Origin of the sequence: Shewanella marisflavi, from assembly GCF_023283925.1 — a bacterium.
Taxonomy (GTDB): domain Bacteria; phylum Pseudomonadota; class Gammaproteobacteria; order Enterobacterales; family Shewanellaceae; genus Shewanella; species Shewanella marisflavi.
This window is the reverse complement of record NZ_JAKIKX010000001.1, coordinates 641,887-667,676: the sequence shown is the minus strand read 5'-3', so window position 1 is coordinate 667,676 and position 25,790 is coordinate 641,887. Positions and strand designations below refer to the sequence as shown.

The window sequence follows — 25,790 nt, the reverse complement described above, 5'->3', positions numbered from 1 at the left end:
TTTAAGCAACGTTCAAAATGGCATTGAGGTCTTGTTCAACCGTTGTGGTGCTGCGCAAACCGAACTTATCTTCTAACACCTTTAGCAGATTCGGCGTTAAGAAAGCCGGTGCACTTGGGCCAGTGCGAATGTTCTTCACACCCAGAGACAACAAGGTCAACAAGATGACAATAGCCTTCTGTTCAAACCAAGAGAGTACCAGGCTCAGTGGCAGCTCATTGATCTCACACTCAAATACCTCTGATAAAGCGATCGCCAGCTGAATGGCAGAGTAAGCATCGTTACACTGACCGATATCCAGCAGACGCGGAATACCATTGATATCGCCAAAGGAAAGCTTATTGAACTTATACTTACCGCAACCTAAGGTCATGATGATAGAGTCCTGAGGCGCCGCCTTGGCAATATCGGTAAAGTAGCTACGTTCAGCCTTGTCACCGTCACAACCGCCAACCAGGAAGAAGTGCTTAATCGAACCGTTTTTAACATTTTCGACAACGGCAGGCGCGGCGGCCATTAACGCATTGCGGGCAAAACCTATGGTGATGTGATGGGGGATCTCATCATAGGCAAAGCCCTCAAGGGATAAGGCCTTATCGATCACCGCAGAGAAGTCATCCCCCACGATATGGGTCACGCCCGGCCAACCCACTATGCTGCGGGTAAAGATACGGTCGGCGTAGTCGCCCACATTAGGATCGATAATACAGTTAGAGGTCATCACCACCGCACCAGGGAAGTTGGCGAACTCTTTCTGTTGGTTTTGCCACGCACTGCCGTAGTTGCCGACCAGGTGTGGATACTTTTTCAATTCTGGATAGGCCAACGCTGGCAGCATTTCACCATGGGTGAAGACGTTAATGCCCTTACCTTGGGTTTGTTGCAAGATAAGCTCTAGATCTTTCATGTCATGGCCCGACACTAAAATCGCCTTGCCCTTCACCGCAACCGTATTGACCTGAGTCGGCTCAGGGTGTCCAAAGGCCTGGGTCTCGCCTTCATCAAGCATCGCCATAACGCGATAGTTAAGCTGACCAATCTCCATGGCAGTAGCAAACAACTTGTCGGCATCGACAGAATCAGAACCTAAGAAGGCCATGATCTGGTGAAACTTAGCCGCCACATCGCTATCTGTCTGCTCCAGTACGCGGGCATGCTCCATATAAGCGGCCGCGCCTTTAAGACCATAGAGACAGAGTAAACGCAGCCCCATAATATCTTCATCGACCTGATCTTTACCGCGATTAGGCAGTGCCTGAGCCGCTTGCGCCAACATCTCTTCCTTAACACTGGCAAGTACTAAACTTGCTGCTGGGATAAGCGTCTCAACTGTCTTACCTTGTGCCTTACACGCTGTCTCATAGGCCGTTTGCAGTTGGGTGCGATAGGCATATGCCTGCTGGGTATAGGCTATGATACGCGCATCATCAAAGTTAACATTGGTTAGGGTCGCGAAGAATGCCTTGGGAACGAAGGTGTCGATAGCCTCGTCAATAATGCCAAATTCACGGGCTTTCTCAGCATAGGCAGACACGCCTTGCAGAATATAAATGAGTAGATCTTGCAGATCTGAGGTCGCGGCCAGCTTGCCACACATACCTTGAGAATAACTACAACCATTACCGGCAGGGGTTCGAATCGTTTGCTCACACTGAATACAAAACACAATACTGCTCCTTTATTTAATCATGCTTTTTTTTTGCATGTTTTGAGGCAGTCTACTGTGGTAGCTTCAACGACAAAAGTGAATCTTGATAGCAATGTGAGAAACTATGAAGCAGATCAAATTAGTATTTTCGAATCTAAACCGTCAAATTAAAGAGTAAAAAAATTTTAAAACAGTTACTTGCTTCGATATCTCCCCATAAAAAAATGGCGCCATTAGTGAAAGTCACTTGGGCGCCCATAGGGAGGTTTGATCGCTAATAAGGGTTAGCCAGTCTTCATATCGTTGACTGATTGCAGCATGGCTCTACTCTCACGCTGGAATTGCGGCGCGAAATCTCCAAACCAGGCGGCGACTTCTTCAAACTCGCGGATAAAGCCCTGCCTGTCACCGCGTTTCAAGAGTTCGAGTGCCTGAGCATAATTGTCCAGGTAATCCCCAATGGCCGTTAGGCTCTCCTGCTGAGCGAAAATAATGTCGGCATACAGCTCAGGACTCTGGGCAAACAGGCGCCCAACCATGGCCAGTTCGAGCCGGTAAATCGGCGAGCTAAACTGCAACAGATTGTCGATATCGGCCGCCTCTCGGTATAGATTCAAACCATAAACGAAAGAGGAGAAATGACGCATCGCCTGCACTAACTGCATCGCCTTATCATGCTGCTGGGCATCGGCCTCAACCAGCCGCGCGCCCCATATACCTATCTGCTCCAGCAACCACTCATATTGCTCGCGACCACGGCCGTGACACACTACTACCACTTGCTTTGCCAAGCTGCCCACATCTGGACCAAACATGGGGTGCAGCCCCACAACAGGGCCAGGATGGCTGGCGAGCATCGCCTCAAGCGGCTTCTCTTTGACCGATGTCAGATCGGCCAAGATACAATGACTTGGTAAACGGGTTAACTTGTCACGGATCAGCTCACAGGTGATACTGATGGGCACTGTGACTATCACTAACCCAGCCCCATCGAATATGGCCTCGGCCTGCTGCCAGTCATCTTTATCAAGTGACTTCACCTGGTAGCCAGACAAACTGAGCATCTGCGCAAACAGACCGCCCAACTTGCCCTCACCACCGACGATCACCACATGGCCAAGATCTGTCTTCACCTGTTTGAAACCGACATCTTTCTCGTTGAGATAAGACTCACGCATCAAACGGCGCAAAATATCTTCGATTAGCTGGGGCGAGACATTCATCTTAGCCGCCTCTTCCCGACGCTTGGCTAACATGGAAGCCTCTCGCTGCGGCGCATAGATAGGCACACCGGCGGCATGCTTGACGCCGCCCACTTGGGCAACCAGATCCAGACGCTTACGCAGCAGATGCAACAGCTGCTGATCGACGCTGTCGATATGTTCTCTCAATTTTTCCAGTTCTTGGGTGGTTTTCTCACTCATTTGCGCGTGTTCCATCAAGCATTGACCGCCTTGAGCATATCAAATCTCTTGGGTAAAACCGATGCCAATTGCGCTGCGCCCTGACGTAAAAGCTGTTCGGTAGTCTGCCAGTCAATGCAGGCGTCGGTGACCGACACCCCATAGGCCAGCTCACTCATCGGCTTATCACAACTCTGATTACCACCATTTAAATGGCTCTCTAACATGACACCGATAATCGACTTGTTACCATTAGCGATCTGATCGAACACATCTTGGCAGACCATGGGCTGCTTGGTGTGATCTTTACTCGAGTTGCCGTGGCTGCAGTCCACTATCAATCTGGCATTGAGATTAGCCGCATGTAACTGCTGCTCACTCTCGGCCACACTTTTGGCGTCATAGTTAGGCGTCTTACCACCGCGTAAGATCACATGCCCATCAGGATTACCCGCGGTTTGCAGTAGTGCGACCTGCCCTGCCTGGTTAATCCCCATAAATCTATGACTGCTGGCCGCCGATTGCAGCGCGTTGATCGCCACACCTAACTTACCGTCGGTGCCATTTTTAAAGCCCACAGGCATGGAGAGGCCTGAGGCCATCTCTCTGTGTGTCTGTGACTCTGTGGTTCTCGCCCCAATGGCCGACCAGGTCACTAGCTCAGAGATGTACTGTGGGCTGATAGGATCAAGTGCCTCGGTGGCCAATGGCAGCCCAAGCTCTGCTAACCAAATCATCAGCTCACGAGCCTGGCGTAAGCCTTTCTCGACATCGAAAGATTCATCCATATCCGGGTCATTGATCATCCCCTTCCAGCCCACGGTAGTACGTGGTTTCTCGAAGTAGACACGCATCAGGATGTAAAACTCATCTTTAAGTTCATCGTGTAAGGTCTTTAGTCGCAGCGCATACTCTTTGGCCGAAGCGATATCGTGAATAGAGCAAGGTCCACTCACCACCAATACACGGTTATCACGCTTGTGCACTATGTCCGATACCGTTTTGCGTGCATTAAGCACGTAATTATAGGCAGCATTCGACAGGGGCAGTTGTTGCTTTAACTCTTCCGGGGTCACCAGCACTTTTTCTGAACTGATGTGAACATTATTAATCGTATCTTGCTGCATACCTGTCACCAACCTAACGTCTCTTCTCATACCAACCTGTAATATTGTAATGCTACGCCATTACACCAATGGAGTAACTATGCCTGTTGACCAAATTTAAATCAAGCAGAAATTAGCTTTTCAAACATAATTCACGATCAAAACCAATATGAGGTTACATAAACGCTGGGAGATAGGTTTTAACTGTCACTGAAAATGAGGGAGTAGGAACTTGGTGCCTAATACTAGAAAACTACTAGAAAACAAAAACCCGCCATTTAGGCGGGTCATTGTGCGAACACTGCATCTTATTTTACGTTTTAACGAGTGCTTACTTAGCAAGCTTCTCGCGGATACGTGCAGACTTACCTGAACGCTCACGTAGGTAGTAAAGCTTAGCACGACGAACACGGCCGCGACGCTTAACTTCGATGCTAGAGATGAGTGGGCTGTGAGTCTGGAACGCACGCTCAACACCTTCGCCATTAGAGATCTTACGTACAGTGAATGCAGAGTGCAGACCACGGTTACGCTTAGCGATAACAACGCCTTCAAACGCCTGTAGACGCTCTTTACCGCCTTCAACAACACGTACTTTTACAACTACTGTGTCACCTGCACCAAATTCTGGTACGTCTTGCTTCATTTGCTCATCGTTGAGCATTTTAATGATGTTATTCATGAATAAACTCCATACTAGTAATAACTGACCACTTTTACTCGCCTGCTTGGGCGGTATTAACAAACTCGGCTAATAGCTTGGTTTGTTCGTCAGTCAGAGCTAGATTTTCAAATAATTCTGGTCGTCGTAACAAAGTTCTTCCGAGACTCTGCTGCAAACGCCAGCGTCTAATATGTTCGTGGTTGCCACTAAGTAATACTGCCGGTACATCGATACCATCAAGGCTTTCGGGGCGAGTATAGTGGGGGCAATCCAGTAATCCGTCAGAGAAGGAATCCTGCTCTGCCGATGCCTGTTTTCCAAGAACCCCTGGAACCAAGCGTGATACCGAATCAATCAGGGTCATCGCTGGGAGTTCACCGCCCGAAAGCACGTAATCCCCTATCGACCACTCTTCATCCACTTCCGTTTGTATAATGCGTTCATCGATACCTTCGTAGCGACCACACACTAGAATCAAACGCTCCGATTTAGCTAACTCTTCGACGCCCTGCTGAGTCAGCTTGCGTCCCTGAGGAGAAAGATAAATCACCTTTACCTTGTTACCCGCCGCCGCTTTAGCAGCGTGGATGGCATCGCGTAGAGGCTGCACCATCATCAACATGCCAGGTCCGCCGCCATAAGGCCTGTCGTCCACTGTTCTATGTTTATCATGGGTGAAATCTCGAGGATTCCACGTCTGCAACTCTAACAAACCGTTACTTACGGCCCGACCCGTTACACCAAAGTCTGTTACGGCACGAAACATCTCTGGAAACAGGGTTACTACCCCTAACCACATCTGTTGTCCCTCGACTTAGAAGTCCGGATCCCAATCCACCAAAATTTGTTTTTCCGTTAGGTTCACCTCAAGGATGAACTGCTCGGTAACAAAAGGAATCATACGTTCCGTTTTGCCAAAGCCATCTTTCGCGTTGGCCTTCACAAGTAGCACGTCGTTCGATCCTGTTTCCACGATCTGGTCAACCTTGCCCATGTTATAGCCTTTCGTATTCACCACGTCACAGCCGATAAGGTCACGCCAGTAGAACTCGTCTTCTGGCAGTTCTTTCATCGCCTCGGCGGGAATGGCAATCTCACAGTTAGTGAGCATTTGCGCTTGGTCTCGAGTGGTAACACCTTCTAACACGGCGATAATCGCCTTGCCTTGGTAGCGCCACTGTTCAACCTTGACTTCGCGCCATTCACCTTGCTCTTTAATCAACCAAGGAGAATAGTCAAAAATATCTTCGACAGAATCGGTATAGCTAGTGATCTTCAACCAACCTTTAATGCCGTGACTAGCGCCTAATTTGCCTAGTACGACTGGGTCTTGGTGACTACTCATCAATCTATACCTTAACGCTATTAAGCAGCAGCTTTACGAGCGTCTTTGATCAGTTTCGCTACACGATCAGTAGTAGCAGCACCGTTAGCAACCCAGTGTTCTACACGATCAAGATCTAAGCGAAGCGCTTCTTCTTGACCTTGAGCAACAGGGTTGAAGAAGCCAACACGTTCGATGAAACGACCATCACGAGCGTTACGGCTATCAGCAACAACGATGTTATAAAATGGACGCTTTTTTGCGCCGCCTCGAGCTAAACGAATGGTAACCATGCGTCTTTTATCCTCTAATGATTTGCTTCGTTATGAAGCAAAAATAAAAACTGGAACCCCGTGTTCGCGAAGAGTCCCAGATAGAAAGCCGCACGATTCTACCTGAATCGGCGACGAATGCAACATTTTTACACGACAATACTCTACAGCATATGACTTACTCATCATTGGGAATATGCAACTCAAACCGCAGGCAATAAGCTTAAAAAGCTAATTAATGGTAAGTGTAACCCAAAAGGTCAACGGCAACTCGACGGCTATTGAACATCCCCCACCCTAGAAGACTTATCCGCCAAAGTCTGCGTCTGTTGCTCTTCCTTAAGCACACCGCCACCGAGTGAGCGATATAGCTTGATCATCGCCAACAATTTGTCTCGTCTCACCTCACTTAAGCTAAGCTCGGCATTAAACAAGCTTCGTTGTGCATCCATAAGATCTAACGAACTCGATACGCCATTGCGATATCGTAACATCGCTAGGTGAGTATATCCGCGTGCTGCTTCGACCAGCTCTTCTTGCGCTTCAATCGCTAACTCAGAGCGCCGAAAACTATTCATGGCATCGTTAACTTCAAAATATGCTGCCAACACTGTGCTGCGATAAGCAAGTAGAGCCTGCTTCGATTCCTCTAGGGCTATATCGTATTGGGCCGCGATACTGCCAGCATTGAAAATAGGCGCAGTAATACCTCCAAGTAGTGACCAAGTGACTCCTTGACTATCAAAGATCTTATCTAAATCCTCAGATTCCGTGCCATAGCGACCAGTAATGTTAAATTTAGGGAAAAAAGCCGTTTTGGCCAACCCCACATTCGCGTTGGCCGCAATTAATGCCAGCTCTGCAGCTTTGACATCAGGCCTCTGTGACAGCATTTGTGACGGGATGCCCACCCTAAAAGAAGAAGGAAATGGCACTTCGGCAATGAGTGACGCTAAATCACCCTCTACTTTAAGCGGATAATCATATTCGCCGAGCAAAACCCTTAACTGATTAGCTTTTTCTTGACGTGCAAAATCGAGAGACGGCAAGGTGACTTTAGCACTCTGGTATTCCACTTCAGCTTGCTTAACCTGCAAGCTTGAAATCACCCCATTTTGTTTTCTTAACCTTGCCAAATCACGCTCTTTTTTACGCAACTGAACCGTATTGACAGAGATTTGATAACGCTGCTCAATATCAAGCCATTCATAATAACGACTGGCAACATCGCTTATTAGGCTAATAACCGCCAAATTAAGCGCTTCTTGTGCCGATAGAAAATGTGCATATTCAGCTTCACTGCGACGCCGATTAGCTCCCCAAATATCAAGTTCCCAAGACACTGTACCTGCAATATCGAAGTCATTGCTGTGAGTGGGATCTGCGCTGATTATCCCACTGTCGATTGAACGCTCTGCATTAGCCTCTAAGCCAATTTCCGGATAAAGCGTCGCGTCAGTCACTGTCACTTTCGAACGAGCAGCGATGAGGCGAGAACGTACCGCCTCAAGATCTAAGTTTTGCGCTAACGCATAAGAGATAAGCTTACGCACATTGGGGTCAAGGTAAAATGACTGCCATGCCACAAGACCATCATTGTCGATGGTATCTTGTACCAACTCGTGATGATATTGCGCCGGTAGCTCAAGGTCTGGACGCTGATAATTAGGCCCCATTGCACAACCCACTAAGCCCAGTACCATCGCTGTAACTCCTATGACCTTAGCCTTAGCAACCAAAGCGAGCTTTAACGCGAATCTAGCTTGATCTCCGAGACGTTGATTAGCCATGAGCATTGCCCTCCTGCGCAGGATGTTCATTCGCTGCAGTAGGGTTTATTTTAGACTTTAACCAGCCTGCGGTCGTGACGAAAAAGAGGGGCACCATAATAATACCTATAGTGGTCGCAAACACCATTCCGCACAGAATAGGGATAGAAATGCTCTGGCGACTCACAGCGCCAGGCCCCACAGATAACACTAGCGGCAACACGCCTAAAATGAATGCCATTGAGGTCATCAGAATGGGGCGAAAACGCATGTTGGCTGCCTCTAGCGCGGCCTCAAGATAGCCTTTTCCTTCCTTAAGCAATTGATTGGCAAACTCGACAATCAAAATAGAGTTCTTCGCCGCCATCCCAATCAGCGCAATAAAGGCGACTTGGAAGAATAAATTACTCTCCATGCCACTGACCCAAGTGCCTAAGGCTGCCCCCAACATAGCAATCGGTGCGATGAGCAATACCGCTATGGGGATAGTCCAACTCTCATAGAGTGCAGCTAGGAATAAGAATACAAACAACATGGCTAACGCGACAGCGATACTGGTTTGATTGGCTGACTGTACCTCCTGATAGGTGATTCCTGTCCATTCGTAACTAAACTCATTGGGTAAAATGGGTTTAGCAACTCGCTCTATGGCTCTAATCACATCACCAGAGGCATAACCCGCTGCCGGCGTTGCATTAATAGAGGCGCTGCTAAATAAATTGTAATGAGTTACCGCAGCAGGGCCAACAGAATACTCATACTTCGCCAGCACACCGATAGGCACCATAGCACCGCTGGATGAACGCACATAGTAATCTTTTATCTGCTCAGGAAACTGACGATAACTCTCCTCGGCTTGCACTTTTACTCGATACACACGGCCAAATAAATTGAAATCATTAACCGTAGAAGAATCTGTAAAAGTTTTTATCGTACTGTAGATATCAGCCACATTAACGCCAATAGCCATCGCTTTGGCTTCATCAACCGTTAAGTGCAGCTGTGGTATCGCACTTTGAAGGGACAGCCCTGCCGTCGAAATTTCTGGTTGTAATTTAAGTTGTTCAACCAGCTCACCAGCGGTTTCCATTAAGCCTTTAAAGTTTGTCCCAGAGGTGTCTTGTAGCTCCATTTCAACCCCAGAACCATTACCTAATCCTGGTACTGCCGAGGGTAAATACACGTTGAACTCAGCTTCTAATATATCGAGTAACGCGTGATCTATCTCTTTCATCACTTTTTTAACCGTTGCATCACTCTGCATCCGCTCAGACCAAGGCTTAAGAATAATTTCGAATTGACCATTTGCTTGGTTAGAGCCTGAACGACGATTCTCTCCGGCCAAGGTAAACGAATATGCAACAGCGGGATGGGCCAACACTTTGGCTTCGGCTTTCTTTAGCACAGCTTGTGAACGATTCACGGTTGCGCCATCAGGTAAGGTCATATCGATAAAAAAGCGACCTTGATCTTCATCAGGCATAAAACTCGACGGTAGGTTTGACATGATCATATAAACGCCACCGACCATAATGGCAAACACCAAATAACTGCGTGTAGCCTGCCGAGCAGTTAATGCAACGATCGCGACATATTTACTGGTACAAATATCCAGCTTGTCGTTCATCCATTTGAAAAAACCCGAGGTGGCCTTATCTCCTGGCCTTAGCAATAAGGCACACAAGGCTGGCGACAATGTCAGCGCCACGATCGTAGAGATCAACACCGCCACGGTAATCGCTATGGCAAACTCACGGTACATGATCCCGGTTATCCCCGATAAAAAAGAAACAGGTACAAATACCGCCGCCAAGACTAAGCTTGTTGCCACCAGCGCGCCAGAAAGCTCTTTCATGGCAACACCGGTCGCCTCAACGGAGTTTAAGCCCTTTTCATGCATTAAGCGCTCAACGTTTTCCACGACCACAATGGCATCATCAACCACAATACCGATCGCCAGCACTAAGGCCAGTAAACTAACAGTGTTGATTGTAAACCCAAACGCCAGCATGGCCGCCAGCGTGCCAATCAATGATACTGGCACCGCAATTGCAGGGATCAAGGTTGCCCGCAAGTTCTGCAGGAATAGATAGACCACCAATATCACTAGTATCAACGCTTCAATTAACGTTTTAACCACTTCTTCAATCGAGTTTTCAATAAAAATCGAGGCATCAAAAAAGACTTCCCAGTTCATACCTTGAGGGAACTTTTCTGCCAGTGTCGCCATTTCGTTTTTAACTTTTTTGGTCACCTCTAGGGCATTGGCGCCGGGTAACAGGTAAACCTGCAAAATGGTCGCATTGACCCCATTTAGTTGTGACTGTAGGGTGTAGGATGACGAGCCTAACTCCACCCGCGCAATATCACGCAACCTGATAAGAGAACCATCGCTATTGGCACGTACAATAATCTCTTTAAATTGCGGCACACTGCTCATACGCCCCTCTGCGGTGATAGGCATTGTCATACTTAGGGACTCTGCATTGGGCTGAGAACCAATAGCCCCCGCGGGCGACTCCTTATTCTGTGCTTTTACCGCTGCGATCACGTCGCTAGTCGTAAGGCCATAACCAGCCATAATATCGGGCTTTAACCAGACTCGCATTGAATAGCTTCGTGACCCGGTATTTCGCACTCGCCCGACGCCTGGGATACGTTTAAGGGCAGCTTGAATATTGATGGTAGCGTAGTTACTTAAATAAATTTCGTCATAGCGATCATCGGTCGATGTTAACGCCAATTTAAGTAGCTCAACCGAGGCTTCTTTCGATACAGACACCCCTTCGGTTTGCACATCAATGGGTAAGCTTCCAGCGGCTTGTTGAGTTGAGTTTTGCACATCAACCGCAGCCAAGTCAGGGTTAGTGCCAACATCAAAGGTAATGGTGACATTAGTGCTGCCAGAGTTAGTGCTCTTAGAGCTCATATAAATCATGTTCGGTAAACCGTTTAATTCTTGCTCTAACGGCGTAGCAACCGACTCTGCAGCCGTTGTTGATGCGGCACCAGGATAGGAAGCCGACACTTTAACTTGTGGCGGCGTAATATAAGGATATTGATCTATCGGCAGTTTAAACATGGCAATTAAGCCAAGCAGCACGATCACAATGGAGATAACACAAGCATAAACCGGTCGAGTCACAAAAAATTGTGCCATGGTTACTGCTCCTGTTCTTGTTCTAACGCTTGCTGCTTAAGCGCCTGTTCTTTTTGAGCTCGATCTTCGCGCTGTTGATATTCTTGTTGAGTTAATGGCTCAGCCAGTTGACCGTGACGAACGCGGTGCATACCTTCAACAATCACCAATTCACCCGCGCGTAAACCACTCTTAACCACTACCCCCATCTTACCCTGGTGCTCTATCACGATAAAACGCCGCTCGACCTTATTATCAGGTTGCACCACCATGACATATACCCCGCCCTGTTCGACCTGGGTAGCCTTTTGTGGGATCACTACGGCGTCATCTATCTCATCAAGCTTGATTCGTACATTGGTATATTGACCTGGTAGCAGCTCTTTATTGGGATTGGGTAGCTCAGCCCTTACTTGAAAGGTACCCGTTTCAGGATTAACTGACGGGTCGGTAAAGCGCACATCCCCCAAATATGGGTAAGCACTATTGTCGGGTAAGGTAATAGCCACAAAACCTTCGACGGCTTTACCTTCGGTCTCGGCTTCTTTCTTGTCAGAGTAACTCGTCATGCGACGACGGGCATTAAGGTAATCTAAAGCCGACATATTGAAGGTGACATAGATGGGGTTAACTTGCTTTACCCGAGTAAGCAAAGATTGACCATTACTGCCAACGAGTGCACCTATATCAACCTCTGAACGGCTAACTAAACCAGATATCGGCGATTTAATCTCTGTATAACTCAGCTCCAACTGAGCTTCTTCCAACTCAGCCATACTTGCCGCAAGACTTGATTTAGCTTGGGATAACACTGATAACGCATTATCAAAATCGAGCTGACTAGCAGCATCTTGCTCATACAAAGGCCTTAAACGGTCCACATCACGCTTGGCTTTATCCAAAGCTGATTGCTGTGATTCGACATTGGCTTTTAAACGATTTACCACTGCCAAATAAGGTCGATTGTCAATGCGATATAACACTGCACCTTTTTTTACCGCACTACCTTCGATGAAGCTTTTTTCTTCAACAAAACCATCAATACGTGCCCTAACCTCTACATCAAGTGATGCTTGTGTCACGCCAATGTAGTTGCCATAAAGTGGCACATTGGTTGAACTGACTTTCTCAACAACAACTAACTTAGGAATGATTTTCGGCTCAGTCTTCTCGCAGCCAACTAAAGAAATTAATGCCACAATGACAACGACTAAGTGTTTTGCCGGAAAAACTATTCTAATCATGAATATGTCCTAAATTAATCAATCGTACCACGCAGCACAAGGCTGCCCATTTCAAACTCAACGAATCAATGAGCAACGTTAATACGATGTGGTGTGCAGGAATAAGTGTAAATGCTAACATCCAACAACATCAAGAGAACAACCAAATAGCAGCAAGATAAAAACCATAAAATCAGTCAATAACCTCAGTTGCAGCTTTCTTCGACATCGCAAAAAAAAGCTCAAGCGTATTGCTTGAGCTTTATGATTTGCGAATTTTAAAAAGACTTAATTAACGGCCAGGCATCTTCATGCCAGGAGGCAGCATGCCACTCATGCCGCGCATCATCTTCTTCATGCCACCTTTACCCGACATTTTCTTCATCATCTTCTGCATCTGGGTAAATTGCTTGAGCAGGCGGTTCACATCCTGGATCTGAGTGCCCGAGCCCATGGCGATACGACGCTTGCGAGATCCTTTGATAATATCAGGGCGCTTACGCTCAGCAGGCGTCATAGAGTTAATAATGGCCTCCATTTGCCCGGTTAGCTTACCGTCTTGCACCTGAGCCAAGGCTTCTGGCGGCAACTGACCCACACCGGGTAGCTTCTCCAGCATATTCATCATGCCGCCCATGTTTTTCATCTGTTGCAGTTGCTCGCGGAAATCTTCTAAGTCAAAGCTGCCGCCCTTCTTGACCTTAGAGGCCAGCTTCATCGCCTTCTCTTTGTCGACGCCGCGTTCGACCTCTTCGATCAAAGAGAGGACATCGCCCATGCCAAGAATTCGTGAAGCAACACGATCCGGATGGAAAGGCTCTAACGCATCGGTCTTCTCGCCGACACCTAAAAACTTAATTGGCTTGCCGGTGATATGACGAATCGACAAGGCCGCACCACCGCGGGCATCACCGTCGACCTTAGTCAACACCACACCAGTCAGTGGCAACGCCTCATTAAAGGCCTTGGCGGTATTGGCCGCATCCTGACCTGTCATGGCATCGACCACAAACAGGGTTTCGATAGGCTTAACGGCAGCGTGTAATGCCTTGATCTCATCCATCATGCTTTCATCGACATGCAGGCGACCTGCGGTATCGACAATCACCACATCGATAAACTTGAGCTTAGCGTGAGCCATGGCTGCGTTAACGATATCGATAGGCTTCTGGCTAACATCCGATGGGAAAAATTCAACTTCGACTTCGGCGGCCAAGGTTTCCAACTGTTTTATCGCCGCGGGGCGATAAACATCGGCACTAACCACGAGTACCGATTTTTTCTCTCTTTCGCGTAGGAACTTAGATAGCTTGGCGACACTGGTGGTCTTACCCGCACCTTGCAGACCCGCCATCATGATCACCGCCGGAGGCTGCGCCGAGAGGTTTAATGCCTCGTTGGCTTCGCCCATGGCGTTTTCCAGTTCACTCTGGACGATTTTGATAAAGGCCTGGCCAGGACTCAGACTTTTAGAGACTTCCTGGCCGACGGCACGTTCCTTGACGCTGTTGACGAAGGCACGTACAACGGGCAAAGCGACGTCTGCTTCCAGTAGCGCCATGCGCACTTCGCGTAACGTTTCTTTAATATTGTCTTCAGTTAAGCGACCACGGCCACTGATGTTCTTCAGGGTTCGTGATAATCTGTCGGTTAGGTTCTCAAACATTATCGCGTTCTTTACCGGTTAGAATTTACATGATTGGGGCGTATTATAGCGATGCACAGATATTATGCTACCGCACAGCGTAAGTTATGGCTGGGACATCGCACTATTTTGCAGGCAAGAAAATGTCAAAACTTAGGAGTAACGCTCAGAAAGTGCTAATTTTTGTGTGTAAACCCTCTGCCCAAAATAGTCTCCGTCGTGTTATTCTAACAATCAACTAACGAGACAAACTCGGCCGCTTAGTGCGAGCCGTTTTACAACAAGAAAGCTAACATAACGGTAGGTTAATTTTCGATGGTGATTTTTTCGGCTTCTGCCATTTTATTTTACAGTATCGCGCTCGTCTTAGTGGTCAGTCGACTGTTTCATGCTGATGGCCCTAACCGTAAAGCCGTCGCGGCCGTTGCCGCTGTGGCCGTGGTACTTCATGCCGCCGCACTGTATCAGGCCATCTTTACCGGTAACGGTCAAAACTTTAGCCTGACCAATGTGATCTCCATGGTGAACTGGATCATCTCCTTCACCTTTACCATTTTGATGTTCCGCCTTAAGGTCATTGTAGTTGTGCCGGTTGTCTATGCCTGCTCGGTGATCTCTGTCGCCTTGCTGTGGCTACTACCGCCCGAATATATCACCCACTTCGAACTCTATCCTGAAGTCCTTGCCCACGTGGTGCTGTCACTGATGGCATACAGTGCGCTGATGATTGCTGCCTTGTACGCCATTCAACTGGCGATGATCCAAAACAAGCTGAAAAAGAAACAGTTGATGCTCAGCCCGGCAATTCCCCCACTAATGACAGTTGAAAAACAGCTGTATCATCTGGTGATTATCGGTGTGGTGCTGTTAAGCCTATCGCTGGCAACCGGCTTTATCTTCCTGGACGATATGTTTGCCAATGGCCAAGGCCATAAGGCTATTCTCTCTATCATGGCTTGGTTTACCTATATCGCCATGTTGGGCCAACAATACTGGGTAGGCTGTAAGATCCGCACCGCGGTCGCCTACACCTTGATAGGAGCGACTCTGCTCTCTCTCGCCTATTTCGGCGCCCGTATCGTTAAAGAGTTAATCCTGCAATAGTGAGCCCAGCAGAGGCTAAGTACTAACATTCATCTGGGTCAGTATTGACTAAAGTGCTACCCAGGTGAACTTGACTCTTTGTCCAAACCGCTGTATTTACTTATGCCTTAACGCTATTCTTACTCATCAACGCCAAAGTGGGGCCACTGATTGGAAGCTATATCCACCAGCGTACTTCTAATACTTCTATTTGTACTCATTATTATCTCCGCCTACTTCTCTGGCTCAGAAACCGCCATGATGTCGCTCAACCGCTATCGCTTACGGCATCTGGCTAATAGCGGGCACAAGGGCGCCAAGCGAGCCATCAAGCTGTTAGAGCGTCCTGACCGTTTGATAGGTTTAATTCTGATCGGCAACAACCTGGTGAATATTCTCGCCTCGGCCATTGCCACCATCTTAGGTATACGCTTATTTGGCGATCTGGGGGTCGCCATTGCCACTGGTGTGCTTACCTTAGTGGTGCTGGTGTTTGCCGAAGTGACGCCGAAAACCGTGGCGGCCTTGCATCCTGAACGCATCGCTTTTCCTTCGAGCATACTGCTCAAGGCGCTATTGGTCGTGCTATCACCTCTGGTGAAAATCGTTAACTTTATTACCTCCACTTTCCTGCGCTTACTGGGAATTCGTTCGGTGAAGGCCGATGATGCCCTGAGTCAGGAGGAGCTGCGCACTGTGGTGCACGAAGCGGGCGCCCTGATCCCTCAGCGCCACCAGGAGATGTTGCTGTCTATCATGGATCTGGAAAAGGTCACGGTCGAAGACATCATGATCCCCCGCTCGGATCTCTACGCCATCAACATTAACGATGACTTTAGCCGCATCAATAGACAGGTGATTCAGAGTCCCCATACCCGGGTATTGCTATACCGCGACAACATAGATGATGCGGTAGGCTTTGTGCACTTAAGAGATGCGCTGCGACTGCAATCTAAGCAGCAATTCAGTAAGTCCTCACTGCTAAGGGCAGTAAAAGAGATCTACTTTATTCCAGAAGGAACGCCCCTTAACGTGCAGCTGGCTAACTTTCAGCACAATAAGGAGCGCATCGGTCTAGTAGTGGATGAATATGGCGATATTCAGGGGCTGGTGACACTGGAAGATATTCTCGAAGAGATCGTCGGCGACTTTACCACTTCGATGATCACCACACCCAGCGAAGATATCAACAAGCAGCAAGACGGCAGCTTTTTGATTGACGCCACCATCAACATCCGTGATCTGAACAAGGAGATGGATTGGCATTTTCCTATCGACGGACCTAAGACACTTAACGGGCTGATCTTGGAATATCTGGAAGAGATCCCCGAGCCCAATACTTCGATGCGTCTGTGTGGCTATCCGCTCGAGGTGGTAGAAGTTGCAGATAACATGGTCAAGACGGTACGGGTGATACCCCAGCACTACAAGGCGCCCAAGGGCAGTCGAAAATAGTGTTCCACCACTCACAAAAAAAGGCGCTCTAAAGCGCCTTTTTGCTTATTATCACTTATATGAACACTGTTATTAGCCGCCCTTACTGGCATGGGTTAAGGCGCGGCGCTTCTCTATCGCCAGAGGCGTTATCGCCTTGTCCAGCTCCTTCTCCAGCCCTAGCATAAAATAGAGCTCAGCCATCAGGAAAAAGGGGCCAATAAGCAACTGGTTCAAGTCGTCGATAAAGGCCGGCTTAGCTTTCTCATACTTGTGGCCAATAAGCTGAAAGATCCAGCCAATCACGAAGATACTAATGGCGATAGGCCAAGCCTGATCCTGCAGTGACACTAAATAGGAGGTGTAGAGCACAGGAAGAATAAACAACATCAGCCCAAAGGCGAGTCTCGCATGCAAGATGAAATAATAGAGCAAGACACAAACAGTAAACAGCCCAGCGACATTAAATATCAGACCCGATGGTTCATGGATAAAAAAGGTCACAGGTATGCTGTTTAACATCACAAAAGCCGCCCAGATGATCAGCGGTATCCCCACAAAATGCGTCTTAATATTAGTGGGATTGAGGTGAACGCTCTTATAGGTGGATAACTGCTCAATCGCAGATTTCATGTTTAGCTCCATTATCTTATGGCTTTTAGCGTTCCATCAACTCTTCCCAACCATGCCATTAAGACTCAAGGGATGAAGCACAACGCTTGTCTGATTCAACCTAAGCTAAAACATTTCATTAACAGATACCAGCGCAGCATAAGTTTCTATAAATCAGGAATATAAGACTCAAACACGCTAGAGCACTCAAGCCGAGTACTCGCGCGAATCCGAAAGAAGATTTCAAACAAAAAAGGTGCGGTTAGCATCCTGCCTTAGCAGGATTCCAGGATCACGGTTGCCGTAGCATAATGCTTTTCATCAGCAATGGAGATATGTGCGCGCGCGCCCCCAAGTGTTGTCAGTCTATCTGCCGCACCATCGCTAAAAGTGATTGAAGGAGCACCATTGGCATCGTTACTGATGGCAATATGTTGAAATGAGACGCCGCGCCCTATTCCGGTACCCAATGCCTTGGCGGCAGCTTCCTTAGCGGCGAAGCGTTTGGCCAGGTAGCGCCCAGGCTGCGCGGAGGCAACAAATATCGCCATCTCAGTCTGGGTCAGCACTCGCTTGGCCAGTGGACATTTAGCCAAGGCTAACTCATCACCCGCCTCGGGCACCTTGTTGACGATACGCGCGATCTCGACGATATCAGTCCCTAAGCCTACGATCATAAGTTCTCCTTCGACACGCGCCCAATAAGGGCGCATGCCTATGTACTACTGACCGCTACGGCCTTCGACCATCAACTGCTTCATGTCGCGAACGGCCTTATCTAAACCGTCGATAGCGGCGCGGGCAATAATGGCGTGGCCAATATTAAGCTCATAGAGCTCAGGAATTGCCGCGATAGGCTTAACATTGTGATAGTGCAGACCATGACCCGCGTTAACCACTAAGCCTTTACCATGGGCATAGGTTGCCATCTCTGTGATACGCGCCAGTTCTTTAGCCTGCTCTGCATCAGTCTCGGCATCGGCATAGCAACCTGTGTGAAGCTCGATAACTGGGGCGCCCACGGCGACCGTTGCATCAATCTGCACGGGATCGGCGTCGATAAACAGCGATACCTTGATGCCAAGGGCGGTCAAACGCTCAACTGCGGCGCGGATCTTCTCCTGCTGACCGGCTACGTCTAAACCACCTTCTGTGGTCAGCTCTTCGCGCTTCTCTGGCACTAAACAAACATAGGCAGGCTTAACCTCACAGGCGATATCCAACATCTCCTCGGTCACCGCCATCTCGAAATTCATGCGCGTCTTGATGGTCTTAGCCAACAGATAGATATCGCGGTCGCAGATATGACGTCTGTCTTCACGCAGATGCACGGTAATGCCTTCGGCGCCCGCATGCTCGGCAACGGCTGCAGCATGCACGGGATCTGGATAGCTGGTCCCACGGGCCTGACGTAAGGTAGCAATGTGATCAATATTAACGCCTAGATGAATGCGGCTCATGGAGATTCCTTAAGTGTAGAGTTTAGCGATTTGAATTTTGTGCCTATTTTACTCAAGCTTAAGGGAAGGCCACAAGGAAAACACCAAATGAAAATACTCAAGTCTACGCCCTCACCGCGACTGCAGCGTTACTTACTGTAGCGAGATGGACGGTTACCCTTTAAAAACAGTGCCCGGGACTTGAGTGGCTTGTCTCCTAACAGCGGCGCCAGCAGCTGCCGCATCAACAGCTTAGCCTGCTTAAATTGGTCTGCGACTAGCTTATCTTGCTCCAGCGCCAGCAGCATCTCGCCACTAAAATGGTTAGGCTTAGGCCCAAGCGCCGTGCTAAAACCCTCCTCAGACAGCAGGCGATAATAGTAATCGGCTTCGATAGGGCTACCATCGATATCCCGGCTCAGAGAAGGCATCACCCCAAGCTCTTTAAGCAGTGCTAACTCAAACTGTCTGAGCTGGGCCTCGCTAAAGCTTGCCGCCATGGCCATCAGCGTCTTGTGATAGGTAAAGAAAAACTGCTCGGCGCCATGTTCAACCGACAGGCAGCGTACCATCAACTCGTTGAGATAGAGGCCAGCAAAGCTGTCGCTGCCACTTAAGGGCACGGCCGGACTGGCCGCTTCCACCTGGTACAGGCTCTTAAGACTGCTTCGACCCGACAGTTGAAACAATAGGGGCTGAAAAGGTTGCAGTATGCTCTTGATGGACGATTTACCGCTGCCAAGGCGCGCCACGGCATCGACCCGGCCGAGGCCATCCACCAATAGATTAACCAGCACACTCGACTCCCTGTAAGGGCGGGTGTGTAGTACATACCCCCTTTGCATGTATCCTTTTCCTTAATCGATACTCATAAAAAAGCCGAGATGACAAAAGTACTCACTTTCATCATCTCGGCTCAATCTTATCCTGCTGGCCTAGCTTTCGCCATAACCCAGTGAGCGCAGGGCACGCTCATCATCCGCCCAGCCCGACTTGACCTTAACCCATACCTCGAGGAACACCTTATTATCGAATAAGACCTCCATATCCAGGCGGGCCTGGGTGGCTATGGTACGGATGCGCTCACCCTTGTTACCGATCACCATGCGTTTTTGGGTCTCACGCTCCACCAGAATCAGAGCATTGATCTGATAGACGCCATTTTCCATCATCTTAAATTGCTCGATCTCCACCGTGGCATCGTAAGGCAGTTCATCCCCTAAGAAGCGCATCAGTTTCTCACGCACTATCTCAGATGCCATGAATTTCTGCGATCTGTCGGTCACATAATCTTCCGGGAAGAAATGAGGTGACTCAGGCACAGACTCTAGCGCGAGATCCATGATGCGCTGCACATTGGTGCCATGGGTGGCCGAGATAGGCAGAATCTCATCAAATTCAAATTTAGCAGCTAAGCTCTGCAGATGCGGAAACAGCGCTTCCTTATCCTTGATGTTATCCACCTTGTTGATCGCCAGAATCGTCTTACGACCATCATCACGGCTTTGGAGCTTCTTCAGCACCATCTCATCGTCGGCGGTCCAGTTAAGACCATCGACCACAAACACCACCAGACTGACCTCCGCCAGAGAGCTGGACGCGGCGCGGTTCATCAGGCGGTTGATGGCACGTTTTTCTTCGATATGCAGTCCTGGGGTGTCGATAAACACCACCTGACGCGGCCCATCGGTATGGATCCCCATGATGCGATGACGCGTGGTCTGCGGTTTCTTGGAGGTGATCGAAATCTTTTGGCCTAACAGCTTATTTAGCAGTGTCGACTTACCCACATTTGGACGACCAACGATCGCCACCATGCCGCAGTAGGTCACTTCATATTGAGTGCCACTGGCCCCTTGGTTCATTCGAGCCAAGAGTTCATCTAAACTGGGCTCTTGTGCCTGTTCGGGTTTATCGCTCATGATTTAATACGCTCCAATACTTCTGCCGCGGCAATCTGTTCTGCCTTTCTGCGGGAATTTGCCACGCCAACAACGGCCTCTTTCAACTGCTCCACTTTGCATTCCACGGTAAAGGTTTGCGCGTGGGCTTCGCCGCTAATATTCACCACCTTGTATACAGGTAGTGGCTGTTTAAATCCCTGCAGGTGCTCCTGCAGCAGGGTCTTTGGATCTTTCTGATTCACCGGCTCTATCACCGCCAAGCGGCTCTTATACCAGTTTAGTACTAAAGTGCGACAAGCCTCGATATCAGCATCAAGATAGATGGCGCCGATAATGGCTTCCATGGCATCGGCCAGAATAGATTCACGGCGGAATCCGCCACTCTTAAGTTCGCCAGGGCCTAACTTAAGATAGTCGCCAAGCTTAAACTCTTTGGCGATCTCTGCCAGCATCTTGCCACACACAAGCGTGGCACGCATGCGGCTGAGATCGCCTTCGGTCGCCTTGGGAAACTGTTGATACAAGGCATCTGAGATCACGATTGAGAGAATCGAGTCACCTAAAAACTCAAGTCTTTCATTATGCTTGCTGGCCGCACTCCTGTGGGTCAGCGCCTGCTCTAGCAGGGCAATTTGCTGAAACTGATAACCTAAGGTTCTACCCAAACGCGGCAGATTTTTAATGGGTTCCATCTACACAATTCCGCCTACACGGTTAAAACGTACACCTGTCGGTACCCAAGTGGGCAAAAAGTCCGATGGCTTACGCTCAAATTCAAAACTAATCCAGATCGCTACCGCCTTGCCGACTAGGTTCGCTTCAGGCACAAAGCCCCAGAAGCGCGAGTCGGTACTATTATCGCGGTTGTCGCCCATCATGAAATATTGTCCCTCTGGCACCACAAACTCACCCACTGCCAGATTGCCTTCACGGAAGTAGTAAGAGGTTGGCTCACCGCGCCCTGGGTTGATCAAGATATCATGGGTCACATCCCCTAACTGCTCCTTGTAACGTAGCAGTGGAATATTATCTTGGGTGAACTCTCCCTGATTGACCCCGACGCGCGCTATCTTCTCAAGCTTTGGACATTCACTCTGTCCCTCTGGGCAGGCTTTTTGAATATAGAGGTCCTTGTTACGATAGACGATGCGGTCGCCCGGCAGGCCGATGACTCGCTTGATATAGTCAATTTGTGGATTTTCCGGATATTTAAATACCGCCACATCACCGCGCTCAGGCTTGCCAGTTTCTACCAGTTTACTGCGCCACACAGGGTCTTTTAGTCCATAGCTAAACTTCTCTACCAGGATAAAGTCACCCACCAACAGAGTTGGCATCATAGAACCTGAGGGAATTTGAAACGGCTCATAAAGAAAAGAGCGTAAGATCAACACGAAAGCGATAACTGGAAAAATAGAGCGCGAGGTTTCCACTATGGCGGATTCACGCACGATTTTTTCAGCACTCTCTTCACTGATCTCCTGATTAGCGGCCTGAGCTATCGCCAGCTTCTGTTGGCGCTTCGGCGCTAACACCAGGGCATCAAACATCCAGATCAAGCCACTGCCCAGTGTCACCAAGACCAAAATAAGGGAAAAATAAGCTGCCATACGCTAACTAACTCCTGCGAAATGAGATTGTCGGTACCTGCCTAGGGAGCAGGTCAATAGCCCATTTATACTGTAACAAACAAAGCGCCGCAAACCGCGGCGCTCATTATCGATCACTATTAACAATTATTAACTAAAAAGTGATTACTCGTTGAGCTTGAGCACTGCCAGGAAGGCCTCTTGAGGCACTTCAACATTACCCACCTGCTTCATACGCTTCTTACCCTCTTTCTGCTTCTGCAGCAGCTTCTTCTTACGCGACACGTCACCACCATAACACTTAGCGGTTACGTCTTTACGCAGTGCTTTCACTGAAGAACGGGCAATGATCTGACTGCCAACGGCGGCCTGAATTGCGATATCAAACATCTGTCTAGGAATAAGCTCTTTCATCTTGTTGACCAAGGCCAAACCTTGGTAACGCACGTTAGCCTTATGCAGAATCATCGCTAGGGCATCGACGCGATCGCCGTTAATCAACACATCCAGACGCACCATGTCGGCGGCCTCGAAACGCTTAAAGTTGTATTCCAGCGACGCATAACCACGACTGGTTGATTTCAGACGATCAAAGAAGTCCATCACCACTTCGGCCATCGGCATATCATAGGTGATTGCCACCTGATTGCCGTGGTAGACCATGTTGGTCTGTACACCACGTTTCTCGACACAAAGGGTGATCACATTACCCAGGTATTCTTTCGGTACCAGGATATTAGTCTCCACGATAGGCTCGCGCATCTCTTCGATATTATTCATCGGTGGAAGATCCGATGGGTTATCGACATAGATTGTCTCGCCCTTAGTGGTCACCACCTCATAAACTACCGTAGGTGCTGTCGTGATCAGATCCAGGTTATATTCGCGTTCCAGACGCTCCTGAATGATCTCCATGTGCAGTAGGCCGAGGTAACCGATACGGAAACCAAAGCCCAGTGCCGATGAGGTTTCTGGCTCGAAGAAGAGCGACGCATCATTAAGACTCAGCTTGTTGAGCGCATCACGGAAATTTTCATAATCATCGGTCGAGATAGGGAATACGCCCGCATATACCTGAGGCTTCACCTTCTTAAAACCAGGCAGAGGCTTGTCGGCGCCATTCTTGGCCAGCGTCAAAGTATCGCCCACTGGCGCGCCGTGGATCTCTTTGATGCCCGCAATCACGAAGCCCACTTCACCCGTATTCAGCTGAGTCGTATCTGTCTGCTTAGGCGTGAAGATACCGACGCGATCGGCTGTGTGGGTTTGGCCGGTCGACATCACCTTAAACTTGTCACCCTTCTTAAGCATGCCGTTCTTGATGCGCACCAAAGAAACCACGCCCAGGTAACTGTCAAACCAAGAATCGATAATCAAAGCCTGCAGCGGCGCATCAGGATCGCCTTTTGGTGGCGGGATCTGCGCAACAATCGTTTCCAGCACATCGCTAATACCAAGACCCGTCTTCGCCGAACAGCGCACCGCGTCAGTGGCCTCGATACCTACAATATCTTCAATCTCTTCAGCGACTCGCTCTGGGTCGGCCTGAGGTAGATCTATCTTGTTGAGTACCGGCACCACGTCGAGATCCATTTCGAGGGCGGTATAGCAGTTTGCCAGCGTCTGGGCCTCAACACCTTGCCCGGCATCGACCACTAACAAGGCGCCTTCACAAGCCGCCAGAGAACGCGAAACTTCATAGGAGAAATCCACGTGGCCAGGAGTATCGATGAAGTTAAGCTGGTAGGTTTCACCATCTTTGGCTTTATAGTCGAGTGTCACACTCTGGGCTTTAATGGTAATACCGCGCTCACGCTCGAGATCCATTGAGTCCAAGACTTGCGCCGCCATCTCGCGGTCAGACAAGCCACCGCACTCTTGAATAAGACGGTCAGAAAGGGTTGATTTGCCGTGATCAATATGGGCAATAATCGAAAAGTTTCTAATATGCTTCATTGTGCGAAATGACTAAACTCGAAATTGAAAATTATCTAAAAGTGCCGAATTGTACCCGATCGACAACCTAATACCAATTGGAATCATTCAGACGGTGAAAATAATAGACTAGCTGACTGAAGACACCTTGCTAAGGGGGTGCCCCAGACGTGAGATGATAACAGGTTGACTGTTTACCTCTATGGCCTTGGCCCGGCGGCGCCCGACCATCCAGGCACTAACAGCCCCGAGAATACCAGTGATAATGGCCGGTATATCATTGCCAGCGAGATCCAGACTTTGCGCCATAAAATGGCCTATGCCTGCGCCGATAAATAAACCCGCCAGCGGCATTAGATAGACGATGGCAGCGGCCTTTAAGATCACGCTTTCAGGCAGGCCAAGCTTAAGCAGTTCGCCCGCTTCATATTGGGTATTACTGGGCAGCGAGAATCGCTGCACTTTAGGAGAAAAAGCCTTGGATACGGCAGAAGTTCCACAACTCTCATTGTTATCACAATGATTACAGGCATTTTTAACTTTCACTTCAACAGTAACCCAGCCATCGCCCGGGCACCTGATCACTGTGGCGGTTTCTTCCATCATAATCAGATCACTCTATAGTGATGCTTTTTGCGATACGGCTTAGTGTCTCTGCAGGCACCTTGCCCACCGCAACGACTTCGGCGTTACCCACCCTTTCAGTTGCTAAGGACAAACCGTTACGTGTCATCAACTCATCGGGCAGCGCGGTATCACCGGCTCTGGCCACATACACTGAGATATTGACTAAACCATCGCTTAGGGCAATGTACTCCACCGCCTCATGGCTACCAATCAGCCTGTGATTATCCTTCACCAAGATCTTAAAACCTTGGGGCAACCAAGTGAATTGCCAGTTATCGGCCTGTTCCCTTTGGGGCTGCGGCATGATCTCGGGCCAATCCTGCTTATAGGCTTCATGCAAAATCGCTGGCGCGTCATCTAGCACAATCAGCTCTACGACCAGTATCTGCTCGAGTAACTGCTTCTCAAGATTGAGCATGTCATAACGTAGAGGCAGATAGGTATCCATATCCAGCCACACCTGATAACCGTATCTATGGTCATCATTAGGAATAATTCGCACCAACTGACTGGGGCGCCCTGCAAGTCGCGAACGACCGCCTAGCACAAACTGATACCCAGCTTCCAGGTTGGAGATAGAGCCAGCAAAGGCGGGAGGTAATACCCCTTGGATACGATCAGCTCTCACGCTATAGGCGGGTTGGTCATGTTCGATAAAGGTGACGGTATTGCCGACACGCACGGCGTTTTTCGGCGGACCATTAAGGTGTTCGAGAAAAGCCACCTCTTGATCATCGACCATACCGTGAATATAAACCAGGGGACGAATGTGATCCGCTTGAAGGTGGATCAAGGACATCTTGAATTCTTGCCCTTTCAAGGCAAGGCTCATATTTTCAAGCCAAGCCTTAGCGGACAGTTCTTCCTGCGCGCTGACAGGAAAAACCAGGACTAACAGGGCCAACCAAATAAGACGCAAGCTAACTCCTTAACCATACTAATCGACACATATAGGGTAACAGTGTGACCAGTAT

At 48.9% G+C, this 25,790-nt stretch carries 23 protein-coding genes; 2 read left to right on the top strand and 21 right to left on the bottom strand.

Going from position 1 to position 25,790, the window contains the following annotated elements:
* Position 1: 1 nt before the first annotated feature.
* The 11 genes from hcp to ffh form a co-directional block, all read right to left on the bottom strand.
* Positions 2–1,666 (bottom strand): hydroxylamine reductase, encoded by a 1,665-nt coding sequence (gene hcp, locus L2712_RS02830; protein WP_033539796.1) that lies wholly within the window; start codon positions 1,664–1,666, stop codon positions 2–4.
* Positions 1,667–1,932: 266 nt separating this feature from the next.
* Complete coding sequence (gene tyrA, locus L2712_RS02825) at positions 1,933–3,072, bottom strand: bifunctional chorismate mutase/prephenate dehydrogenase (RefSeq protein WP_033539860.1); 1,140 nt, start codon at positions 3,070–3,072, stop codon at positions 1,933–1,935.
* A 14-nt stretch (positions 3,073–3,086) separates the two neighbouring features.
* The gene (locus tag L2712_RS02820) at positions 3,087–4,178 is read right to left on the bottom strand and encodes a 3-deoxy-7-phosphoheptulonate synthase (protein WP_248976819.1); all 1,092 of its coding nucleotides are present in this window, start codon (positions 4,176–4,178) and stop codon (positions 3,087–3,089) included.
* 310 nt (positions 4,179–4,488) lie between these two features.
* Positions 4,489–4,839, bottom strand: a complete 351-nt coding sequence (gene rplS / locus L2712_RS02815; RefSeq protein ID WP_011864870.1) for a 50S ribosomal protein L19 — start codon at positions 4,837–4,839, stop codon at positions 4,489–4,491.
* A 34-nt stretch (positions 4,840–4,873) separates the two neighbouring features.
* Positions 4,874–5,620, bottom strand: coding sequence for a tRNA (guanosine(37)-N1)-methyltransferase TrmD (gene trmD / locus L2712_RS02810; protein ID WP_248976818.1), 747 nt, complete (start codon positions 5,618–5,620; stop codon positions 4,874–4,876).
* 15 nt (positions 5,621–5,635) lie between these two features.
* Positions 5,636–6,166 (bottom strand): ribosome maturation factor RimM, encoded by a 531-nt coding sequence (gene rimM / locus L2712_RS02805; RefSeq protein ID WP_033539793.1) that lies wholly within the window; start codon positions 6,164–6,166, stop codon positions 5,636–5,638.
* Between the two features lie 20 nt (positions 6,167–6,186).
* Positions 6,187–6,438, bottom strand: coding sequence for a 30S ribosomal protein S16 (gene rpsP / locus L2712_RS02800; RefSeq protein WP_033539792.1), 252 nt, complete (start codon positions 6,436–6,438; stop codon positions 6,187–6,189).
* 257 nt (positions 6,439–6,695) lie between these two features.
* Complete coding sequence (locus L2712_RS02795) at positions 6,696–8,207, bottom strand: efflux transporter outer membrane subunit (protein WP_248976817.1); 1,512 nt, start codon at positions 8,205–8,207, stop codon at positions 6,696–6,698.
* Positions 8,200–11,346: an efflux RND transporter permease subunit gene (locus L2712_RS02790; RefSeq protein WP_088905210.1), complete on the bottom strand. Its 3,147-nt coding sequence runs from the start codon at positions 11,344–11,346 to the stop codon at positions 8,200–8,202. Before L2712_RS02790 ends, L2712_RS02795 begins: the two co-directional genes overlap by 8 nt.
* Before the next feature lie 2 nt (positions 11,347–11,348).
* A complete protein-coding gene (locus L2712_RS02785) occupies positions 11,349–12,569 on the bottom strand; it encodes an efflux RND transporter periplasmic adaptor subunit (protein ID WP_088905211.1) in 1,221 nt (406 codons plus the stop codon).
* A 271-nt stretch (positions 12,570–12,840) separates the two neighbouring features.
* The gene (gene ffh / locus L2712_RS02780; RefSeq protein ID WP_033539791.1) at positions 12,841–14,214 is read right to left on the bottom strand and encodes a signal recognition particle protein; all 1,374 of its coding nucleotides are present in this window, start codon (positions 14,212–14,214) and stop codon (positions 12,841–12,843) included.
* A 294-nt stretch (positions 14,215–14,508) separates the two neighbouring features.
* Between ffh and L2712_RS02775 the strand changes: the two genes are divergently transcribed.
* Complete coding sequence (locus tag L2712_RS02775) at positions 14,509–15,297, top strand: cytochrome C assembly family protein (RefSeq protein ID WP_088905212.1); 789 nt, start codon at positions 14,509–14,511, stop codon at positions 15,295–15,297.
* A 150-nt stretch (positions 15,298–15,447) separates the two neighbouring features.
* The gene (locus tag L2712_RS02770; RefSeq protein ID WP_033539789.1) at positions 15,448–16,731 is read left to right on the top strand and encodes an HlyC/CorC family transporter; all 1,284 of its coding nucleotides are present in this window, start codon (positions 15,448–15,450) and stop codon (positions 16,729–16,731) included.
* A gap of 72 nt (positions 16,732–16,803) precedes the next feature.
* Here L2712_RS02770 and L2712_RS02765 read toward each other — a convergent pair whose 3' ends face one another.
* The 10 genes from L2712_RS02765 to L2712_RS02720 form a co-directional block, all read right to left on the bottom strand.
* Positions 16,804–17,343: an Mpo1 family 2-hydroxy fatty acid dioxygenase gene (locus tag L2712_RS02765; RefSeq protein WP_248976816.1), complete on the bottom strand. Its 540-nt coding sequence runs from the start codon at positions 17,341–17,343 to the stop codon at positions 16,804–16,806.
* A 254-nt stretch (positions 17,344–17,597) separates the two neighbouring features.
* Complete coding sequence (gene acpS, locus L2712_RS02760; protein ID WP_088905215.1) at positions 17,598–17,999, bottom strand: holo-ACP synthase; 402 nt, start codon at positions 17,997–17,999, stop codon at positions 17,598–17,600.
* A gap of 45 nt (positions 18,000–18,044) precedes the next feature.
* Entirely contained in the window at positions 18,045–18,782 is a 738-nt protein-coding gene (gene pdxJ / locus L2712_RS02755; RefSeq protein WP_033539786.1) for a pyridoxine 5'-phosphate synthase, read from the bottom strand.
* A 128-nt stretch (positions 18,783–18,910) separates the two neighbouring features.
* Positions 18,911–19,606, bottom strand: a complete 696-nt coding sequence (gene recO / locus L2712_RS02750; protein ID WP_033539785.1) for a DNA repair protein RecO — start codon at positions 19,604–19,606, stop codon at positions 18,911–18,913.
* Positions 19,607–19,696: 90 nt separating this feature from the next.
* Positions 19,697–20,683: a GTPase Era gene (era, locus tag L2712_RS02745; RefSeq protein WP_033539784.1), complete on the bottom strand. Its 987-nt coding sequence runs from the start codon at positions 20,681–20,683 to the stop codon at positions 19,697–19,699.
* On the bottom strand, positions 20,680–21,357 hold the full coding sequence (rnc, locus tag L2712_RS02740) for a ribonuclease III (protein ID WP_033539783.1): 678 nt from the start codon (positions 21,355–21,357) through the stop codon (positions 20,680–20,682). The genes era and rnc overlap by 4 nt, the downstream gene beginning before the upstream one ends.
* Complete coding sequence (gene lepB, locus L2712_RS02735; protein ID WP_033539782.1) at positions 21,358–22,275, bottom strand: signal peptidase I; 918 nt, start codon at positions 22,273–22,275, stop codon at positions 21,358–21,360.
* A 144-nt stretch (positions 22,276–22,419) separates the two neighbouring features.
* Positions 22,420–24,210, bottom strand: coding sequence for a translation elongation factor 4 (gene lepA / locus L2712_RS02730; protein WP_088905218.1), 1,791 nt, complete (start codon positions 24,208–24,210; stop codon positions 22,420–22,422).
* A 108-nt stretch (positions 24,211–24,318) separates the two neighbouring features.
* Complete coding sequence (locus L2712_RS02725) at positions 24,319–24,795, bottom strand: SoxR reducing system RseC family protein (RefSeq protein WP_248976815.1); 477 nt, start codon at positions 24,793–24,795, stop codon at positions 24,319–24,321.
* Between the two features lie 7 nt (positions 24,796–24,802).
* Positions 24,803–25,735 (bottom strand): MucB/RseB C-terminal domain-containing protein, encoded by a 933-nt coding sequence (locus L2712_RS02720; RefSeq protein WP_088905220.1) that lies wholly within the window; start codon positions 25,733–25,735, stop codon positions 24,803–24,805.
* Positions 25,736–25,790: the final 55 nt, after the last annotated feature.

Coding starts and splice junctions, on each gene's coding strand:
- tyrA (WP_033539860.1), bottom strand. CDS start 3,072: ATGAGTGAGAAAACCACCCAAGAACTGGAAAAATTGAGAGAACATATC.
- L2712_RS02820 (WP_248976819.1), bottom strand. CDS start 4,178: ATGCAGCAAGATACGATTAATAATGTTCACATCAGTTCAGAAAAAGTG.
- rplS (WP_011864870.1), bottom strand. CDS start 4,839: ATGAATAACATCATTAAAATGCTCAACGATGAGCAAATGAAGCAAGAC.
- trmD (WP_248976818.1), bottom strand. CDS start 5,620: ATGTGGTTAGGGGTAGTAACCCTGTTTCCAGAGATGTTTCGTGCCGTA.
- rimM (WP_033539793.1), bottom strand. CDS start 6,166: ATGAGTAGTCACCAAGACCCAGTCGTACTAGGCAAATTAGGCGCTAGT.
- rpsP (WP_033539792.1), bottom strand. CDS start 6,438: ATGGTTACCATTCGTTTAGCTCGAGGCGGCGCAAAAAAGCGTCCATTT.
- L2712_RS02795 (WP_248976817.1), bottom strand. CDS start 8,207: ATGGCTAATCAACGTCTCGGAGATCAAGCTAGATTCGCGTTAAAGCTC.
- L2712_RS02790 (WP_088905210.1), bottom strand. CDS start 11,346: ATGGCACAATTTTTTGTGACTCGACCGGTTTATGCTTGTGTTATCTCC.
- L2712_RS02785 (WP_088905211.1), bottom strand. CDS start 12,569: ATGATTAGAATAGTTTTTCCGGCAAAACACTTAGTCGTTGTCATTGTG.
- ffh (WP_033539791.1), bottom strand. CDS start 14,214: ATGTTTGAGAACCTAACCGACAGATTATCACGAACCCTGAAGAACATC.
- L2712_RS02775 (WP_088905212.1), top strand. CDS start 14,509: ATGGTGATTTTTTCGGCTTCTGCCATTTTATTTTACAGTATCGCGCTC.
- L2712_RS02765 (WP_248976816.1), bottom strand. CDS start 17,343: ATGAAATCTGCGATTGAGCAGTTATCCACCTATAAGAGCGTTCACCTC.
- acpS (WP_088905215.1), bottom strand. CDS start 17,999: ATGATCGTAGGCTTAGGGACTGATATCGTCGAGATCGCGCGTATCGTC.
- pdxJ (WP_033539786.1), bottom strand. CDS start 18,782: ATGAGCCGCATTCATCTAGGCGTTAATATTGATCACATTGCTACCTTA.
- recO (WP_033539785.1), bottom strand. CDS start 19,606: ATGCAAAGGGGGTATGTACTACACACCCGCCCTTACAGGGAGTCGAGT.
- era (WP_033539784.1), bottom strand. CDS start 20,683: ATGAGCGATAAACCCGAACAGGCACAAGAGCCCAGTTTAGATGAACTC.
- rnc (WP_033539783.1), bottom strand. CDS start 21,357: ATGGAACCCATTAAAAATCTGCCGCGTTTGGGTAGAACCTTAGGTTAT.
- lepB (WP_033539782.1), bottom strand. CDS start 22,275: ATGGCAGCTTATTTTTCCCTTATTTTGGTCTTGGTGACACTGGGCAGT.
- lepA (WP_088905218.1), bottom strand. CDS start 24,210: ATGAAGCATATTAGAAACTTTTCGATTATTGCCCATATTGATCACGGC.
- L2712_RS02725 (WP_248976815.1), bottom strand. CDS start 24,795: ATGATGGAAGAAACCGCCACAGTGATCAGGTGCCCGGGCGATGGCTGG.